We start from the raw sequence: 18,155 nt of genomic DNA on the forward strand, positions 1-18,155 counted from the left end.
TAGAAGATTACTTAATTTAGTTAAAGTTGGTACGACCGAGTGGATTCGAACCACCGACCCCTACCATGTCAAGGTAGTGCTCTAACCAACTGAGCTACGGTCGTATCATATTAGAACTTTAAAACTTAACTAAATTAAGTTGGTACGACCGAGTGGATTCGAACCACCGACCCCCACCATGTCAAGGTGGTGCTCTAACCAACTGAGCTACGGTCGTACAATGTGCCGTGTTTCTTGGCAACGGCGGCTAATATATAGTGCTCTGCGAAATGGATCAAGTATCTTTGCTAAATTTTTGTTTGTCTGCGGTTTTTTCGATCACAACGGACTAACTTTGCACACTTTGTAGAAGTTTTGCCACCAAAAAACGTGCTCCTTAGCTGATTGCTTTAACTTAACCAATAAAGGCGTGATGACATTAGGGTAGTCTTGTTGGCCAAATTTACGCGAGAAAGTTTCAAAGTGGGGCTCCACATCATGTAAACGTTTAACTAGTTGTGATTGATACGCTTGAATATCTTGAATGTAGAACTTTTGAAATACATTATTGAGTACTTGAGCGCGCTTTTTGTTTTTCCCAGCAGGACAGACTTTATTCTCTATGTCTAACGAGTTGAGCCAAGTTGTGGTTGTTTGATTCCAAGCAATTTGGGATCTGGTACTGGTGATCAGGCTTTGCACATAATTATTGTTATTTAGTTTCTCAAGGGCGTCTGTCAGCATCTCGCCATTGGCTTGGTTTGGTTCACTTAAGCTATCTATTAAGCTGCTTAGCGTATTTAGAGCTTCCAAGGCATGAATTTCTCCTTGGCTAGTTTCACGCTGAACCTCACTGAATGTCAGTGTATAAAACTGATTGAGTTCTTTCTCATTGGAAAATACGTAAGCCAGCATAGGGTAGAGCTGAGCAAGCTTCTCCTGTCTTGCAAGTGCTAAGGCTTGCTGCACATCTCGTGGTGTCCTGTCGTCGTCAATACATGCTTGCGCATAACGGATAAAATTAAGATTATATTTAAATTGTTCGCTTGGTTTGGCTAGCTTGCCTAATTGATTGTTATGATTGGCAATGTGTGTAGAAACACGGCAGTGTCCGAGCTTGGCAAGATCTATAACAGAGATGGAGTAGCTGGCTTTTGGTTTGTCGAGGACTGAGTGTGGCAGTACACTCAGCGATCCGATAGATAACCCGTCGGTACTGAACACCTTGCCAAGGCGTTCTGTATACGTTTGGTTTGTGTCACTGGGTGCTGGTGTGCACCCAAACAAAACCGTGCTAAGTGCTAAGAGCAGCAGTTTGCATTTCAACGAGTTTTCTCCTCACAAAATATATCAATAGCACAGCAGCCACTGTGAGACCAACAATGATACCAACCCAAAAGCCGGTCGGTCCCATCGCTGGTACTATTAGGTCTGTTTTTGCTAATACGTATCCAAGCGTAAAGCCGATTACCCAATAGGAGATAAAGGTTACCCCAGTAATAGGCTTGGTGTATCTTAGGCCACGTAAAACGCCATTTGCAGACACTTGCAGTGCATCAGGTAACTGATAAACACAGGCAAGTATAATTATACTCGATGCGAGCATGGCAACTTCTTTTTCTTGTGTATAAAGCCAACTGATGTCATGTCTGATCAGATAGGTGCCTAAAGCAACAATGGCTGCAACACCAACGGCCAGTATAAAGCTGGTGTAGGTTGCGTTGACCAATCGTTCAATGTTGTTTTGTCCGCTGATATTGCCAATCCTAATACCGATAGCCATAGATAAACTAAGCGGCAACATAAACAAGATCATGGTTACACTCGCGGCGACCTGATGCCCAGATACGGCAACAGCACCTAAATCAGCAATAAATAATGGGATACATGCAAATAACGTCACTTCAAAAAAAGTAGCAAATGAGATAGGCAACCCGAGTTTCGCGATCTGTAAAATGGTTTCTTTGTGCGGCTTCATAAAATCACTGATCAGCCATTTGCCCTTCAACTCTTTGCTTTTCATACTGTAGCAAATTTGTGCAATGGCCATAGTCCATATAACAATGCTGGTGGCAACACCACATCCGGCACCGCCCAAGGCAGGCATACCTAATTTGCCATAAATAAAGATGTAGTTAGCGATAACGTTTATGCCCAGACCGAGTAAGCCGATATAAAAAGCAACTTTAGTATTGCCCATACCCTCGGTGACATTTCGGTACACTGAGAAGACTAAAAATGCAACGAGACCATATTTAACATAATCGATATAATCTTGTGCCATTTGGGCAATTTCAGGGCTTGTGCCGGTACTAGCAAATAAATAAGGCGTGAAATAACTTGCAATAAATCCTAATGAAGACAGCATCAATGCCAAATATAAACCTTGCTGAAAATACCGTTTTATACTGTCTTGATCATTGGCGCCGACGCTATGGGCAACCATACTGGTAAGCGCTAATAAAATAGCCTGTAAAGAAAACATCAAGGGGTTGAGTGCGCCAGTTGCAATGGAGAGCGCAGCCAAGTCGTTTGGACTCACTTGTCCTGCCATCATGGTATCGACAACAGACATCATCACGAGAGTCACTTGGGCTAATAGAACGGGTGTGGCAAGTCTAATTAACTTTTTGGCTTCCCAGAGTTCAAACTTCATCTTAAAACTCAGTATTTCTAAAAAAAGGCATTCTATTGAAGTTTGTCATTTTTATCTACGAAATAAGTGTGTAAATATGTTTCGACAGGGCAGGGCATCAGGTAGAATGGCGGCATAATTTTTACCTCGGAAAAAACATGTTTACTGGAATTGTTCAAACTCAAGCGTCAGTGGTTAGCGCATCATTAAATGATGGCGTTATGCGTTTAGTCTTATCTGTTGGCAACGAGCATTTACAGCAACTTACCATTGGTGCCAGTATCGCTGTGAATGGCTGCTGTCTAACCGTCGTGCAATTTGAGGCTAGTCAGTCTGATGTGGTTGGTCAAGTCAGCTTTGATGTCATTGATGAGTCATTAAAGTTAACCAATTTAGGCTTACTTAAATGTGGTGATAAAGTAAATTTTGAACGCTCAGTCACTTTTGGCACAGAATTAGGTGGGCATATTGTCTCTGGGCATATCCATGATATGGCAATCGTAGATAGCGTGATTAAAACAGCTGACAATGTAAAAATAAAACTGCTGTTAGATACCAACTGGTCAAAATATGTTTTTTATAAAGGTTTTATATCTGTTAATGGCGCGAGTTTAACTGTAGGTGAAGTAGACGAGCAAGGCTTTTGGTTACATTTAATTCCTGAAACGCTTGCCATCACCAATATCGGCAAGATTAAATCAGGTGATAAGCTCAACATTGAAGTCGATCAGCAAACTTACACTATCGTCAACACGGTCGAGCATTATTTACGTAAAAATACCTTAAGCCCAATGGGTTAAAAAATTTGTTCGTCGTCACTGTCAATTCGTAACTCCAATTTGTTGATTGCTTCGTCGATGTGCATGTTCAAATGAATTGGGTTGCAACATGCGGCGCAATCTTCATAAAAATCTTGGTCGCCCTCACTGATATCTAAATCAACAAAAATATGATGACCACAGTGGGGGCAGCTGATCCTTTGGTTATACAGCTGCTTCATAATATGGCTCCAACAACCGCCTTGAATTCCACTATTAACTATAGCAGTTTTTGCAATTATTACCGCGCGATGACAGCTATTTTAAGATGAGCTCAATTTGCTGTTTTGATTGGGTGAGGTAGTCACCAGCAAAGACATTTGCATGACAAAGCAAGCTATATAATTGATAAATAGGCTTTCTCAGTTGGTAGCCTTTGTCTATTTGATAAGTTTCTTCATATCCTGCATAAAACGCGTTAGGCAGTTGTGCGAATAGCTCACTATTCGCAATATCTACCTCTCTATCGCCGTAGTAACAAGCAGGACAATAAACGCTTGGCTTATCATTGGAAAAAGCAATATTACCGCGCCAGAAAAATCCATGTAGCAATGAGGGTTGAACAGGGTGATTTACTAGCGGCTTTATGTACTCGACAAAATAATCTATTTCTACGAGCTCTATGCCTTTTTCATGTAGTAATTGCAATTGCCAAGCGATCCGCTCTTCGGCAAAAAACACAGACCACTTTTTATGCCACTGATTAGGTTGGGCTAAGCCTAAAATATAGTTGTCTTGCTCAAAACCAAACATTTCTTGTTCATGTCTATTGTGCATTTTGGCAAGTGTTTCACCGCACAAGTACCAGTTCTCTTTATCTGGTTGAGAAGGCAGCCATTCGTAAACACTGAAGCAATACTCAAGGCTTGACCCTATGGTGATGGGATCGGCGACCAAAAAATCACTGTCTCTGGTGAGTAATGCATGATTATCGGCTTCACACTCATAGCGTTCTAAGGCACTGATATGGTCCACTTTTACTAAAAAGCGGTGCCTGTCGTTTTCAATTTGGTAGTTTTTCGACTTGTGGTTGCTGGGTAGCTGTGTTTTGCGAGTAAATTCAAAATTGTCGTGAATCGCTTCACTAATGTACTGGTTTACTAGGTTCCACATAGTCAGCCCGGTGGGGTGTGAGCACTTTATCTAACTATGATCGATTTTGGCTATAACACAAATACTTGAGTGCAAATTTAAATCGAATAGAATAGCCACAGTTTTGAAATGTTTTGGATGTTCACATTGAATAAAAGTGTTATCACAAACCTGATTGCGGCTGCATTGGTCGCGTTTGGTTATGCTTTAGATCATGATTTAGTTTTTACCATGGGTTTGTTTGCCCTCTCTGGTGCCGTCACCAATTGGCTTGCGGTTCATATGTTATTTGAAAAAGTACCCGGTCTATATGGTTCTGGTGTTATAACAATAAAATTTAAAGAGTTTAAAATTGCCATTAAAGAGCTCATATTAGATGAGTTTTTTAATCAAGATAAGCTCAAAAGCTTCGCAGAAAAAAATCAAATCGACATAGATTTAAACCCAGTCATTGAGCATGCAGACTTATCGATTGCTTTTAATAAGTTGGTGCAAGTCATCGAAAGCTCACAGTTTGGAGCGATGCTGGCAATGGTGGGGGGCAAAGAAGCTATTGAGCCAATGCGTGATACTTTTACTGAAAAAATGAAAGAAGCCTTGCGTGAAATGAGTGAGCAGCCAGAGTTCAAAGATAAAATTTCTGGGGTGCTAACAAGTGGGCAGTCTTTAGACTCGATCCGTACAGCCATTGAACATGCCGTTGATGAAAGGCTAATTGAGTTAACGCCAGTTATGGTGAAAAATATTGTGCAAAACATGATCCATACACATCTAGGTTGGTTGGTTGTTTGGGGCGGTGTTTTTGGCGGTGTATTCGGTTTATTGGCGAGTGTTTTGTAACGTACTCTATGTGGTGTGCATTACTTGTATTTAATGCACACCTTTTGCTCGCTCATTATTTAGAGCCTGATAAAACAACTGGCATTGTATGTTCTGCTTTTGCAATGTCTTTAATAGAAGTTTTGGTTTCTAAGTCGATTTTCATAAACTTAGCATTTCGAGTAAGGCTATAAGTCTTCGCAAACTCATCTAAACTCATATCGTTGCATTCTAGTTTCGTGGTTATACGTGTTTTCGCGGTGTGTTGTCCGCGCATTGCTGCCAACATCACATGTGGGCGATCCGATGCGAATGCCATGCAAAGTTTGGTTGCATGACTGTCGTCAGCGGCAACAAATTCAACAGCATGTGCGTTTGACATAGATACTAGCGCAGTTAGTGCAGCAGTTAATAATACTTTCATCGTTGTTCTCCAAGCAGGTCGTTAAGTGCGATTCCTCTAGAGTATTGGCCTGAACGGCATAAAATGCTGTAAGGGAAGATTGTACGAATGTAAGGAATTATGTATTTGTATTATTGCAACTGTAAGTCCATCTAACTTAAATGAAAAAACACCTCATATTTGTTTCATAACAGCCGAAAAAAATTACAAATAAAATTTGGTTAACAGTTCAATATCGATATGTTTTAACGCTTTTAGCTACTTTTCCTATTTTTATTAAAACCTATTTCAAAAGTATGTATAAGTGTGTGCAAGTGTGTATGTTATTTGCTCAGAAAACAGAAGGGGCGTGCCTGTTTGTTATACAATATTGCAATTTCTCACGTAATTTATCGTAATTTATGGCATTTTGAGGTTTTTACATCGAAATTTTTGTGAATTTTCGCTACAGTCTCTTTGATAACTACAGTCACAAAAACTACAGAGACGAAAATATGAATATGTTCAAACCCTCTGTGATCGTGCTTGCTCTAAGCACCGCTCTTTTAGGATGCCAGCAAGACACTGGTCCTCAAAAAGATAAAGTCACAATCGAGAAAAATCCATATCCAAGCACTTACCAGCCTCATTCAAAGACAAGTACATTAATTACTAATGCGACAGTGTTAACGGGCACAGGTGAAAGAATCAACGATGCTGATGTTTACATTGTTGATGGTAAAATTAGCCAAGTAGGCAAAGACTTATCCGTAAATGCTGATGCAACAATTGACGCTGCTGGCAAATGGGTAACACCTGGTATTATCGATAACCATTCACACTTGGGTGCTTATCCAAACCCAGGTGTTGAGTCTCACCAAGATGGTAATGAAATGATCCACCCTAATACTGCACAAGTATGGGTTGAGCATTCAGTATGGCCACAAGACCCTGGTTTTAACCGTGCACGTGAAGGCGGTATTACTTCATTACAAATTTTACCTGGATCTGCAAACTTATTTGGTGGTCGAGCGGTAACGCTTAAAAACGTACCATCAGAAACTATGCAAGGCATGAAGTTCCCTGAAGCCCCGTACGGTCTGAAAATGGCGTGTGGTGAAAACCCTAAACGCGTATATGGTGGTCAAGGTGTTGCACCAAAAACACGTATGGGTAACATGGCAGGCTACCGCGAAGCTTGGATTGAAGCGACAGAATATAAGCGTGCTTGGGAACAGTACGATGCAGAATATGCTGCGGGCTTAAACCCAGATGCACCACATCGTGATATTAAGCTGGATACGCTACGCGGCGTACTTGACGGCGAAATCTTAATCCATAACCACTGTTACAAAGCTGAAGAAATGGCCATGATGATTGACCTTTCTAAAGAGTTTGGTTATCACGCAGGTACATTCCACCACGGTATTGAAGCATACAAAATTGCAGACTTACTAGGTGAGAATGGTAACTGTGCTGCACTTTGGCCAGATTGGTGGGGCTTTAAGATGGAAGCATATGACATGTCACTTGAAAATGTCGCCATTGTTGATGCAGCCAAAAACTCTTGTGCAGTTATTCACTCTGATTCTGATACAACCATTCAACGCTTGAATCATGAAGCTGCAAAAGTGATGTATTCAGCAAATGAAGTTGGTTTTGATATCAAAGAAGAGCATGCAATTAAGTGGATCACTTACAACGCAGCAAAATCACTGGGCATTGAAGATTTGACAGGTTCAATTGCAGCTGGCAAACAAGCAGATGTTGTTATTTGGGACCAAAGTCCATTTAGCGTGTATTCAAAAGCTGAAAAAGTATTTATTGATGGTGCAAAAGTATATGACCGCCATGATAGTAAGTACCAAGCAGTTAGTGATTTTATGTTAGGTCAGCGCTAGGGGAGCCACAATGAACAAGTTTAAATTATCTATTCTAACTGGTGCATTACTGAGCTCATCAGCGGTATTTGCGCAAGTAACAGCGATTACAAATGCGACTGTACACACGCAAACAAAGCAGGGTGTACTAGAAAACGCAACTGTGGTGATTGAAAATGGCAAAATTACAGCCCTAAATCCGAAGTCATTTAACGCTGATGTGACTGTTGACGCACAAGGTAAAGTGCTAACGCCAGGCCTTATCGGTACGATGAACCACTTAGGTTTGGTTGAAGTCGGTGCAGTTTCTCGTTCAGTTGATGCGTACGATAAATCAGGTTTAGAGTTTGATCCAAGCTCGGCGTTTAACCCGCGATCTAGCTTGATCCCTTATGCAAGAAAAGGTGGCGTAACGCAAAACTTGAGCATTCCATCATTACCTTGGGGTGAAAGTGGTGTGTTTATGGGTCTTGGCTTTGTTGCTGATCTATCAGGTGAGTTTGGTAGTGTTACTGACCGTAAAACTGCGCTTATCGTAGACTTAGGTGCGGCAAGTGGTGATGGCTCTCGTGCAGCAGCTGTTCAAGCGTTTGCTAAAAAGCTAGCTGAGCAAAAGAAAAAGCTCACAGCTAAAAAAGACAAAAAAGCAGATAAAGATCCTTCAGCTGAAGAAAAGCTTCTGATTGACGTATTAAATGGCAAGCTGCCAGTAGTCGCGTCAGCATCACGTGCTTCACAACTACTTGAGCTAATCAAACTAAAAGAAGAGTTTGGGCTAAACCTTGTCATTTACGGTGCAGATGATGCTGTATTGGTAAAAGAAGAGTTGGCGAAAGCAAAAGTACCAGTGATTGTGAGTGCGGTATCTAACTTACCAACTGGTTTTGATGCACTACATGCACATTTAGGTAATGCCGGTACACTTGAAAAAGCAGGTGTTAAAGTCATTCTAAATGTTGCTGGTGATGGTAGCCATAATGTTTATCAGATGCGCTTCAATGCAGGTATTGCTGTAGCAAATGGCATGTCACATGACGGTGCTTTAAAAGCGATGACAGTAAATGTTGCTGATACGTTTGGTATCGAAGGCGGTAGGATTGCTAAAGGTGAACGCGCTGACGTTGTACTTTGGACAGCTGATCCGTTCGAGTTCAGTACACGTGTTGACACTATTTGGATTAATGGTGAGCAAGTAACCACAGAGTCTCGTCATGACAAATTGACAGAGCGTTACACCAAAGATTCATCGATGCCGCGTGGCTATACAAAGTAAATTTGTAAATAATGAATAGAGGCGCCTGTTGGCGCCTTTTTTATTGGCGCGCCATTAAGCGATTGCTTTCACTTTTACATGCTGTCAGATGGAATGTGAATGCATATTTGGTTTTATAGCATTTGGACAAGTAGTGGGGCTGAAATAGAAAAAGAAGTGCTAGGCACTTCTTTTGAGGTTTTAGAAGTATGGATTACTTATATACAGTGTAATCTACTTCAAGGTTGATATCGTTTTCACCTGAAACAACCCACACTTGTGTGCGTTGAATTTGACCTACAGGGCTGTGGCACGTAACAACTTGTCTGAACGCTGGGCCAGAGTAATCGTATACTGCGTTTTCAAGACCATAGTGGTTTGTGTGGAATAGCGGCGTGCTGTCATAGCCATTAAATACACGTGAAGTGAAGCCGTCATTCATAGTTGCTGTACAGTATGTATCTTCATTTTTGTTATCAATGTGCAGTGATGATGTATAGCTTACTTGCTCGTACCAACCGCGACCGCCACAATGCGAGCTTGCCCCTGTACAGTCAGGCATTTTATATTCGCCAACACCAACTAAGTTAGTATCCCATGTGATAACAGGTAGTGCTGAGAATTTGTGATATACCTTGAACTGCTCACCTTCGATGTTTTGACAGTTTAAAGCAAGCACACGATTGCGTTTTACTTGCTCATCAGAGAAGCCACCATTAAAGTGAACCGTATCAACACGCGCAGCGCCAGGACCTGCTGTGCCAAACTTTACAGAGCCGTATGTCTGGCCAGTTAATTCGTCAAAGATTGTACCTGTAGTACATTCTGAACCAGACTCTCTGAAATAAATCCACGCCTCATAGCTACGAGCGCTTAAAGAGTCCGTTACGATACGGTCAACAGCGCCATTTGCGTATACTGTCGTTCTGTTATATCCATCTAAGTCTTGCACAACTGTTTGAGCAAATGCTGAAGTAGCTAATAGACCTGATGTAAGCGCTGCTAGTAGTTTAAGTTTCATTGGTAACTCCATTATATTTTACAGGAAGTATTTTATCCTGAGTAATTGTCTGACGCAGATGCATTCCTTAATTGAGGTTTTTCATCTTGAATATAAATTTATTCATGCGCCGAATTCTTTTTTATCAGCAATTTTTATATCTGCTACATTAAAAGTTATTGCCATATAAAAACGTACGATTGAGTAAGAAACTAGCTGTTAGCTGGGCTCTAAAACTGTGGCTTCTCAACGACAACCGTTGCTGATTGCTAAATAAGCTAACGGGTAAATTTTGGTGTGTAAACCCCTAGATGTTGGAGCATGGTTGATGATTATTTTCATATGCAGAATTTGCAATTTTTAAATTTTTTATTCTTGGTTTTGTTGTTTTTAATTTATTTTATATTTTGATAATGTGATTTTTGACTATTATGAAAGTGTTTTTTGTCACTATAAGTTATTAAAAAGCTTTAATATAAATATACTATATTTAACGCTTGGTATGGAGGTGGTAAGTAGCGAATGTTATCCAAACTAATATGGTGTGTTCATTAATTATCCTATTGAGAGGTTGAAGTTTATGAATGTGGAAATTTTTGCTTGTAAAAATAAGCGGATTAATGCGAAAAATTAATTTATAAAAATTTAAAAAATAAATTTAAATTTGATCTAGGTCTACTTTCAGTGTCAACTGACTTTAAAAAGCGGGCTTGTTACCGTAGTTTTAGTCGGCTCAGCTGGCTAATATAAGCTAGGAGGTTTTCAGAGTGACAGCTCAGAACAGCTCAAAATAGTTGGCCTAAATTATGACTCGACCTAATAACTTTCTTTTCTCTTTCATTTGCTAATGTTAATGACACGCATTTAAATTATTAGTAAAGTGAGCTGTGCGAGTCACAATAGGAAATGAGCTGTTTCAGGTGCTTAATTTGAAAACCTGTCACTAGACGCTACATTAAACACAGGTTAGTGGGTGACTTTTAGAAGTAAAGAATGTTGAGGTTTTAAAGTGTGTTGGTAGATGTTTTACAAATTGGTTATTTATCAAGTGTTGTCATTGTTTTTTTGATTACGGTTTCTTTGATATCGATACAGCAAGGCTTACCTAAGTTTCAACGGCTTGAGCTTGCATTGTGTTGGCTTATGGTTTTATCACCTGCAGTAGAGTTTATGAGTTTGCAGGAGTTTGAGATCCCCTGGTTTGCAATCGCATTTATCCACGCATCCCCATTATTACTAGGGCCTTTAATTGAGCGCTACAAGCAAGCTTTAACGAATACATATACAGGTTTTTGGCGAACACTTCCTCACTTTTTACCCTTTGCCTTGTTTTTCTCATATCGATTAGTCGATGATGCGGGGGTAACATCTGCGGTAGGAGCCCTGTATCTAACTCAGATCCTGTTTTATCAAGCCAATGTAGTCAGAGCTTGCTTGTCGGATAAATCGTTTTTGCTTTCTCTGAAAGATGCAAAGTATGGGCTTATTCCTCATAGGTTGTTGATTGCATTTTATTTTGTCTTCTCATTGGCTGGTATAGTGCAAATGGTTGGGTATTTGTTTAACTTTGAGCAAGTCTGGTTACTACTGCACATGACAAATACGTTCGTGTTTATCTATGTCGTGCTTTTATGCAGAGGATATATCAATTTATTGCTTAAAAAGTTAGAAAACCTCAATAAGTCCTCTTGCTAGAACAATTAAAGTACTAAAGCTATTCACCTAAGAGATCGCCACCGCTGGTATTTAAGCTGAGTAGGCGACTTCTTTTGTAGGTTTGATGAGGTAATCTAAAGTACGTTGTTACATCACCTCATTCAAATCTACTCACTTGAAACACTATGAGCTAAATGCCTCACGGTTTTGTTCGATAAATTGCCTAAGTGTCGTCAGCGGTCTACCAAGTAGTGCCTTACCATCAGGGCTGACAACCGCTGCATGGTTATCTGCGAATAAGTTAAATAGTTCAACTAATCCTTCTGCTTGCCATTGTGGCCAACCAGTATCGAGTAATGAAGCCAAAGTGGTTTTATTATCTGGTGAGATATGAGCGACTCCTGTGTTTAACACTTCACTGAAAGTATTGGCTATATCCACACCACTTAATAGCTCAGGGCCTGTGATATTGTAGGCTTTATTTTTGTGTTCGTTTGATGTTAAAACATTGGCTGCAATTTCGCCGATGTCAGACACTAGTAGAGGTGCGAATTTACCCTCTCCAGTACCAAGGTAAAGTGCCCCTTGTTTGATGCCGTCGGCCCAACCAAGTAAATTATCTTGAAAGAAAATAGTACGTAGATGTGTCCAGTTGAGTCCTGACCCCTCTAAGTACTTTTCTCCAAAGCGGAATTGGCGGCCAAACAAAATGGCTTCATATTCTGCGCCAAATACTGAGTAAAACACAAAGTCCTTAATTGATTGCGATGCTACAGCTGCGTCAATCACCAATTTAGCATGTTGCTCACGTTCAAATACGTTTCCTGTGATGTAAAAGACTTTATCTACGCCTTGCATTGATGCGGCCAGCGCTTCTGGCTGTTCAATATCCATAATGCGAGTTTCAAGGTCAGGAAACTGGGTTTTTAGCGCTTGGGCTTTTTCATTACTTCGTACGCCAGCAATAATGGTGTCTTGTAGGTCCGTTTTTGCGAAAAGGGCTTTGATAGTTGCAATACCGTTTAGGCCAGCAGCACCGATGATAAGAATATTAGACATAAGCATTTCTCCAGTTTATTAAGTTTTTGCTTTGATGGAGCTATCTTATGTTTAATTTTTTAGATTGAAAATTTCTAATATTAGCGCTATTTATTCGTTTACATAGAATGTTTTGGTTAGCCTAATCGTTTTTTTGGAAATGGTGCAATGGCTTTGAAAGATGTCACAAAAGCATCGTTTATACAAAGTGCTTGAGAAGAGGTGGCGTTATTGTACGGGCTCTTCTTCAAGAGATTAAAAATCGGTTTATTATCTTGGTTTTCAATAAAAGCTAAATACTTTTGCTATATAAGTGTCGAGAGATCAATTTGATTGAATGCGGTTTACTTGTTCTCCGGTCATATAAAATAAGCCGCAAAACAGGCTATATTTTAAACATGATGTTTACTCAGTTCTTGCTGTGCTTAATCAGATTTTACGAATGACATGTTCGAAAAATTCAAGAAGTTGGGTTAGCTATACTGAGGTAACCTTATTAATACCAAATATTGAAAAGTCGTTTATATCAATAATACGGCTATTTTAACTGCTAAAAGGTAGAAATATGTACGATGATTTGACACTTGAACACTTTATGGAAGGACTTGTAAAGCGTAACCCACATGAACCTGAGTTTCATCAAGCAGTAAAAGAGGTGGCGGAGTCTGTAATTCCATTCATTAATAAAAACCCTCAGTATAAATTGGCGCATATTCTTGAACGAATGACTGAGCCGGACAAAGTGGTTTCATTTAGAGTTTCATGGGAAGACGACGACGGTAATATTCGTATAAATCGTGGGTATCGGGTTCAGTTTAATAACTCAATTGGACCGTACAAAGGAGGACTTCGTTTTGACCCTTCGGTTAATTTGAGTGTTTTAAAGTTTTTAGGGTTTGAGCAAACATTTAAAAACAGCTTAACAACACTGCCAATAGGTGCAGGCAAAGGGGGCTCAGACTTTAACCCAAAAGGGAAATCAGATCGTGAAATCATGCGCTTTTGCCAGTCATTCATGACGCAGCTTTATCAACACATTGGGCCAAATATGGATGTGCCTGCTGGTGATATTGGTGTGGGTTCTCGAGAGATCAGTTACTTATTTGGTCAATATAAACGATTAACGCACCAGTTTGAAAGCGTGTTAACTGGTAAGTCGCTTGAATTTGGCGGCAGCTTAATTCGCACTGAAGCAACAGGATATGGTAATGCCTATTTCATGCAAGCGATGCTAGCGCATCAAAAAGAAGAGATAGCGGGTAAAGCATGTTTGGTTTCAGGTTCTGGAAATGTTGCATTGCATTGCGCTGAGAAAATCATCCAGCTCGGTGGCAAAGTACTTACGCTATCTGATTCTAGTGGTACTTTATATGTCGCTGAGGGCATAGATCAGACTAAGTTGGATATAATTAAAGATGTAAAAACAAGGCAACGGAAACGTCTTAGTGTACTGACAGAGCAGTTCACTTGTGAATTCTACGAAGGTAAAAAGCCATGGCATATTCAAGCTGAACTTGCATTCCCATGCGCGACTCAGAATGAACTGACTGAGCAAGATGCAATAACTTTGGCTGACAACGGCTGTATTGCGGTTTCGGAAGGTGCGAATATGCCTTGTACGCCAGAATCTGTGCAAATATTTTCTGAGCGCGGTGTGTTGTACGCGCCAGGAAAAGCGTCAAATGCGGGTGGGGTGGCAGTATCTGCATTAGAGATGTCACAAAACAGTATTCGTATGTCTTGGTCTGAGCAGGAGCTAGAGCAAAAGTTACATGACATTATGCAGCAAATTCATGACCAGTGCGTGAAGTACGGCAGCAAAAATGGCCAAATTAACTACGTAGATGGCGCGAATATCGCAGGCTTTATTAAAGTTGCAGATGCCATGCTCGCGTATGGTGTTGTATAGTTTTCAGTTAAAAGCTTAAGGTGCGTGTTTGCCTTAAGCTTTATAACAGTACGTAAATCTTGCTTTAATTAAAGGATTAGTCTTGTCGTCTAGTTAAGGTTTTGCAATTCTCGGTACTATGTGCAACGAGCTGCTCTAGAGTAAGCTCAGTCAGAGATTAACCTTATGGGTTTTTTAATGAGGGGCTATATCGCATCCTATTTGGCGACTAAACCCCCAGCTTTTAACGATCAAGGGGTCGGCACGCACAAGGCGGAAGCATTGCTGGATATAAAAAGCGCTGCAGATAAAGAGGGTATTATCAAAATAAGGATAAAGAACTTGGCAAACAAACACTCGTAGAGCAGTACCAGTGTACAGCTATTCGGGAAGGTTTATACACACAATTATTCGGTTTGAAGGTCCCGATTTATTTTTGCTACAGTGCAAATGACGAACATTATCAATGTAAGTTGGTTTGACAAGATAAAGCAAACTCATCTGAATGAATACATTTTTGAAATTGAGGGGGAGTGGACATATGTTTCCTTTGGAAAAGCCGCAAAGACTGGCTGGACTTATCAAGGCTTGGCTAGCTCATCTTAAATATATCGATGTGTTGCCTATTACACTCTTCTAAAAAAGGATTCTGTAATGAAGTATGTTTACGGTTTATTGTGCATTTTGGGCATATTAGCGCCTTTTAGTGCGTTTGCTCCTTGGTTATTTTTACATGGTTTGGATCTTATTAGATTATACGAGGAGGTAAACGCTGATCCCCTTGCCTCATTTGCTTGGCTAGATGTGATTGTATCTGCGATTGTGCTGATTATATTTATCCTTTATGAAGGAAAAAAGCTGGGTGTTCGTTATTTGTGGTTGCCTATTGTTAGCACCATGATGGTCGGGGTATCTTTTGGGTTGCCGTTATTTTTGTTGATGAGAGAGCTGCATGCGGAAAAAGAGAGAGCGCACAGCTAAAACCTAAGGTCCAAATCCGAGCTGATGCTAAATAGTAAGCTATGTTTTTTATCAGAATCGGCGCAATAACCATCTGCTTAAGTAAAAATATGACCCATATATGAAGAATCGCATTCTTTACAGGACCATATATTTTCATTTTCCTTCTATAGTGTTAGCTTAATACTTGCTTTATATAAAATGGAATTTTAATAGAGGGATACTGATATGAGAAGAATACTCATAGCTCTGCTTGCTTCATCAATTTGCTTACCTACTTTTTCTAACGAGACTACCCATAAAGACTGGATCACCAATACAGATGGTGACGAGTATTATTTTGCAGCCACGGTCAATAATAGCGATCATGTTTTTGGTAAGTATTGTTATTTTGATAGCCAGCAATGCCTTTATCTTCTTAGCGTTGATATTACATGTGACAAGGGGGAGAGTTACCCTGTGCTTGTCAATGCTGAATCTGGCTCTTTAAACGTAAATCTCGTTTGTGGTGATGAAATTGACGAGCAGAATGTGATGATTTTTGATGACTTTGATGAAATAGAGAGAACCACTAAAGATAGTAAGCAATTTGGTATTGCTATTCCGATGGAAAGCGGTCAGTTTTTGGTGTCTCGATTCAGTTTATCTGGCGCAAAACGCAGTATTAACATTATGACAAGAAAAGCTGAAAAACATCTCGCTGAACTGAACTCTGATAGCGAGATGTTGTGATTATTAATTCTTTACTTTTGAAAAATGTTAGTCTTAAAGTTGATAATCAGCATTGATTCTAGGTAATGGGAGTTTCCCAATTAATTTGTTAAGGACTTAAACCTGAAAATCAATGCTTTTCTAAAATCAAGTAGCCTTTATTATTTTTAAAAAAGATATCGGGATGATTAAAAACTTTATGCTGTAACTTGTCTGTGAATGAAGTTATTGGTCTGATTCATATAGCTTTTTTAAATTATTACTTTTATTGGTCGTTACTCTTCACTCATTCACGAAGGTTTTTACCGAAAATTGAGAGCGCTGTGTTTCAGTATGATTATTAAAAATTAGGTGAGGCTATTAACGTATTTTTGAAAATTTTTGAAGTTTATAAGTTTTTTTACTTAAAAAGAAGGTAAGTTAATACCTTCTAATTCTAGACTTTACTTGGTAATTAGTCTTCTTTATATCTTGGGTAGTTTGCACCGCCACGGCCACCAGCGATTTGGTTAAGTAGTGACTTTTCGATTAAAGCAAAGCTTTGATTTTTATTGTTATCTTTTTTCATTTTATTTTCCTTATAAATTATTTTTATGTGCTATTTGAGAGCACAAGGACATTATATTAGAGTTTTTAAAAAATAAAAGTGAAAATTTAAAATCTGATTGGTATATTAATATTTTTATTGTGTTTGACTTTAAGCTGTTGTTTTAATTGGTTTTATTTTTTATTAAAATTATAGTTTTCTTAATTAGGTTTGCATTTTCATTAATTATTAATCGTTAACGAATGAAAATATGCATCGATGTAAATTTTCAAGTTTAGTAGAGAAGTTTTTTTAGCAGTGTTAGTTATCTATATTTAGTGAACGGGGTGTTGGTAGAAATAAGGCTCAATAGAATAGAGCTCAATGCTTTATCAGTTTACGTATAAAACTTCAAAGAGACGCTAGTAAGAGAGCTTCGTGTGGTAGCTGTTAGGCACTCAAATAGTAGATAATGAGGGCCTAGATTACTGTTCGTCTTTTAGTCGCAGTTCAACGACTTCTTTTTTAGCTGAAATCCTGGCCTTTATTAAGAGTTGCTCGTTGTTTATATCACCAATATTAGCGAAGTTATTAGGTAATTTGCCTACTACCTTAAAGTCGGTGTTAATAAGGTCATAAGACCAAAGTTCGTGCTTATTGTTCGTACCAAAAATAGCGCCATTATGAATAATAAATCGCTTTCCATCACCGCCATGCCCGTCTAGAGCGACTATTTGCTCAGCTTCTACAGCACCTAGTTGCCAGAATCTATCCATGTGATCTGTGTAAAAAACCTGTCCTTCTTCTGATTTATCAGCCCAGTTTACGCGCCTATCAGTTACTAGCTGTGTTTCACTTGTGATGAGGTTGTATTGCATCAGTTTTTTTGTTCCACTGACGTTCGCGAACGTCAGTGCGAGATTAGTTGTGGAGTCCCAATGTAATAACTCAATAATAGGGTGTTGGGTGTGGTGTTTAGTTTGCTTACCGCTAAGTTTTAACTGTATCAGTTCATTATTAACACTTACGAGTATACTATCTCCGTCCTTTGACCACTTCATACCGGAAATATTGCTGTCGATGGGGAAGTTTGATAATTGCACTGTAGAATGCTCATCATGCAGCCAAATTTGATCATCTCCTGAACGGTCAGAGGAGAATGCCAGTAAATCTCCACCCGGTTGAAAGATCCCTTTACTATCGGACATAGTTGAGCGCGCAGTAATATAGTTATCTAATTTCTCATATGCTTTAGACAGCTCTGTTATAGGAATTGTGGCAATGTCGAAATCAAAGTTACCTTTTATGACCAGTGCTTTGTTACCATCTGGATGAAAATTAGGAGAAAAAGCGGGTCGGTCCAGTGGGATGCTTACGTTACTCACTTTACCCTCAAAGGAGAGCGTGAAAAACTGTCGACCTGTACTAAAAATAAGATGGTTTTCAATCGGTGAGAAATTGGCTACCACATTGATATCTCGCTTGGCCTCAGATGTGAACATTATAGGGTTGCTTGAGA

The 18,155-nt window shown here is 39.5% G+C and carries 16 protein-coding genes and 2 tRNA genes; 8 read left to right on the forward strand and 10 right to left on the reverse strand.

The genetic code is table 11. The annotated features are described in order from the left end of the window. Positions 1-27 precede the first annotated feature (27 nt). The 4 genes from QNM16_RS03260 to QNM16_RS03275 all read right to left on the reverse strand — a co-directional run bounded on the left by QNM16_RS03260 (position 28) and on the right by QNM16_RS03275 (position 2,635). Positions 28-104: transfer RNA gene (locus QNM16_RS03260), tRNA-Val, on the reverse strand. 36 nt (positions 105-140) lie between these two features. Next, positions 141-217, reverse strand: a tRNA-Val gene (locus QNM16_RS03265). 101 nt (positions 218-318) lie between these two features. After that, on the reverse strand, positions 319-1,305 hold the full coding sequence (locus QNM16_RS03270; protein ID WP_284019145.1) for a DUF3080 family protein: 987 nt from the start codon (positions 1,303-1,305) through the stop codon (positions 319-321). Next, the gene (locus QNM16_RS03275) at positions 1,274-2,635 is read right to left on the reverse strand and encodes an MATE family efflux transporter (protein ID WP_284019146.1); all 1,362 of its coding nucleotides are present in this window, start codon (positions 2,633-2,635) and stop codon (positions 1,274-1,276) included. The genes QNM16_RS03270 and QNM16_RS03275 overlap by 32 nt, the downstream gene beginning before the upstream one ends. A 137-nt stretch (positions 2,636-2,772) precedes the next feature. Here QNM16_RS03275 and QNM16_RS03280 point away from each other — a divergent pair, with 137 nt between their 5' ends. Then, positions 2,773-3,414, forward strand: coding sequence for a riboflavin synthase subunit alpha (locus QNM16_RS03280; RefSeq protein WP_284019147.1), 642 nt, complete (start codon positions 2,773-2,775; stop codon positions 3,412-3,414). Here QNM16_RS03280 and QNM16_RS03285 read toward each other — a convergent pair. Both QNM16_RS03285 and QNM16_RS03290 read right to left on the reverse strand, forming a co-directional pair. Further along, entirely contained in the window at positions 3,411-3,614 is a 204-nt protein-coding gene (locus tag QNM16_RS03285; protein ID WP_023399951.1) for a CPXCG motif-containing cysteine-rich protein, read from the reverse strand. The two genes, QNM16_RS03280 and QNM16_RS03285, sit on opposite strands and share 4 nt — an antisense overlap. Before the next feature lie 76 nt (positions 3,615-3,690). Continuing rightward, positions 3,691-4,545 (reverse strand): fructosamine kinase family protein, encoded by an 855-nt coding sequence (locus tag QNM16_RS03290; RefSeq protein ID WP_284019148.1) that lies wholly within the window; start codon positions 4,543-4,545, stop codon positions 3,691-3,693. Positions 4,546-4,671: 126 nt separating this feature from the next. On the opposite strand from QNM16_RS03290, the gene QNM16_RS03295 reads away from it, so the two are divergent. Beyond that, positions 4,672-5,364, forward strand: coding sequence for a DUF445 domain-containing protein (locus tag QNM16_RS03295; protein WP_284019150.1), 693 nt, complete (start codon positions 4,672-4,674; stop codon positions 5,362-5,364). Between the two features lie 55 nt (positions 5,365-5,419). On the opposite strand, the gene QNM16_RS03300 is transcribed toward QNM16_RS03295, so the two are convergent. Next, positions 5,420-5,767 carry a DUF3718 domain-containing protein gene (locus QNM16_RS03300; RefSeq protein ID WP_284019151.1) on the reverse strand — a complete coding sequence of 116 codons (348 nt, stop codon included), beginning with the start codon at positions 5,765-5,767 and terminating at the stop codon, positions 5,420-5,422. Positions 5,768-6,240: 473 nt separating this feature from the next. Between QNM16_RS03300 and QNM16_RS03305 the strand changes: the two genes are divergently transcribed. Beyond that, the gene (locus tag QNM16_RS03305; protein ID WP_284019152.1) at positions 6,241-7,626 is read left to right on the forward strand and encodes an amidohydrolase; all 1,386 of its coding nucleotides are present in this window, start codon (positions 6,241-6,243) and stop codon (positions 7,624-7,626) included. A gap of 10 nt (positions 7,627-7,636) precedes the next feature. Next, entirely contained in the window at positions 7,637-8,878 is a 1,242-nt protein-coding gene (locus QNM16_RS03310; protein WP_284019154.1) for an amidohydrolase family protein, read from the forward strand. Between the two features lie 193 nt (positions 8,879-9,071). Here QNM16_RS03310 and QNM16_RS03315 read toward each other — a convergent pair whose 3' ends face one another. Further along, positions 9,072-9,878, reverse strand: a complete 807-nt coding sequence (locus QNM16_RS03315) for a hypothetical protein (RefSeq protein WP_284019155.1) — start codon at positions 9,876-9,878, stop codon at positions 9,072-9,074. 990 nt (positions 9,879-10,868) lie between these two features. Here QNM16_RS03315 and QNM16_RS03320 point away from each other — a divergent pair. Beyond that, on the forward strand, positions 10,869-11,552 hold the full coding sequence (locus tag QNM16_RS03320; RefSeq protein WP_284019156.1) for a hypothetical protein: 684 nt from the start codon (positions 10,869-10,871) through the stop codon (positions 11,550-11,552). A 144-nt stretch (positions 11,553-11,696) separates the two neighbouring features. Here the strand turns inward: QNM16_RS03320 and QNM16_RS03325 are convergent, their stop codons facing one another. Then, positions 11,697-12,572 (reverse strand): SDR family oxidoreductase, encoded by an 876-nt coding sequence (locus tag QNM16_RS03325; protein WP_284019157.1) that lies wholly within the window; start codon positions 12,570-12,572, stop codon positions 11,697-11,699. A 544-nt stretch (positions 12,573-13,116) separates the two neighbouring features. Here QNM16_RS03325 and gdhA point away from each other — a divergent pair. The 3 genes from gdhA to QNM16_RS03340 all read left to right on the forward strand — a co-directional run bounded on the left by gdhA (position 13,117) and on the right by QNM16_RS03340 (position 16,131). Then, positions 13,117-14,460 (forward strand): NADP-specific glutamate dehydrogenase, encoded by a 1,344-nt coding sequence (gdhA, locus tag QNM16_RS03330; protein ID WP_284019158.1) that lies wholly within the window; start codon positions 13,117-13,119, stop codon positions 14,458-14,460. 633 nt (positions 14,461-15,093) lie between these two features. Further along, complete coding sequence (locus tag QNM16_RS03335; protein ID WP_284019159.1) at positions 15,094-15,420, forward strand: DUF2834 domain-containing protein; 327 nt, start codon at positions 15,094-15,096, stop codon at positions 15,418-15,420. 207 nt (positions 15,421-15,627) lie between these two features. Beyond that, positions 15,628-16,131: a hypothetical protein gene (locus QNM16_RS03340; protein ID WP_284019160.1), complete on the forward strand. Its 504-nt coding sequence runs from the start codon at positions 15,628-15,630 to the stop codon at positions 16,129-16,131. A 990-nt stretch (positions 16,132-17,121) separates the two neighbouring features. Here the strand turns inward: QNM16_RS03340 and QNM16_RS03345 are convergent. Continuing rightward, complete coding sequence (locus tag QNM16_RS03345; protein ID WP_284019161.1) at positions 17,122-18,138, reverse strand: TolB family protein; 1,017 nt, start codon at positions 18,136-18,138, stop codon at positions 17,122-17,124. Positions 18,139-18,155 lie beyond the last annotated feature (17 nt).

Source organism: Pseudoalteromonas umbrosa, assembly GCF_030125375.1.
Lineage (GTDB): Bacteria > Pseudomonadota > Gammaproteobacteria > Enterobacterales > Alteromonadaceae > Pseudoalteromonas > Pseudoalteromonas umbrosa.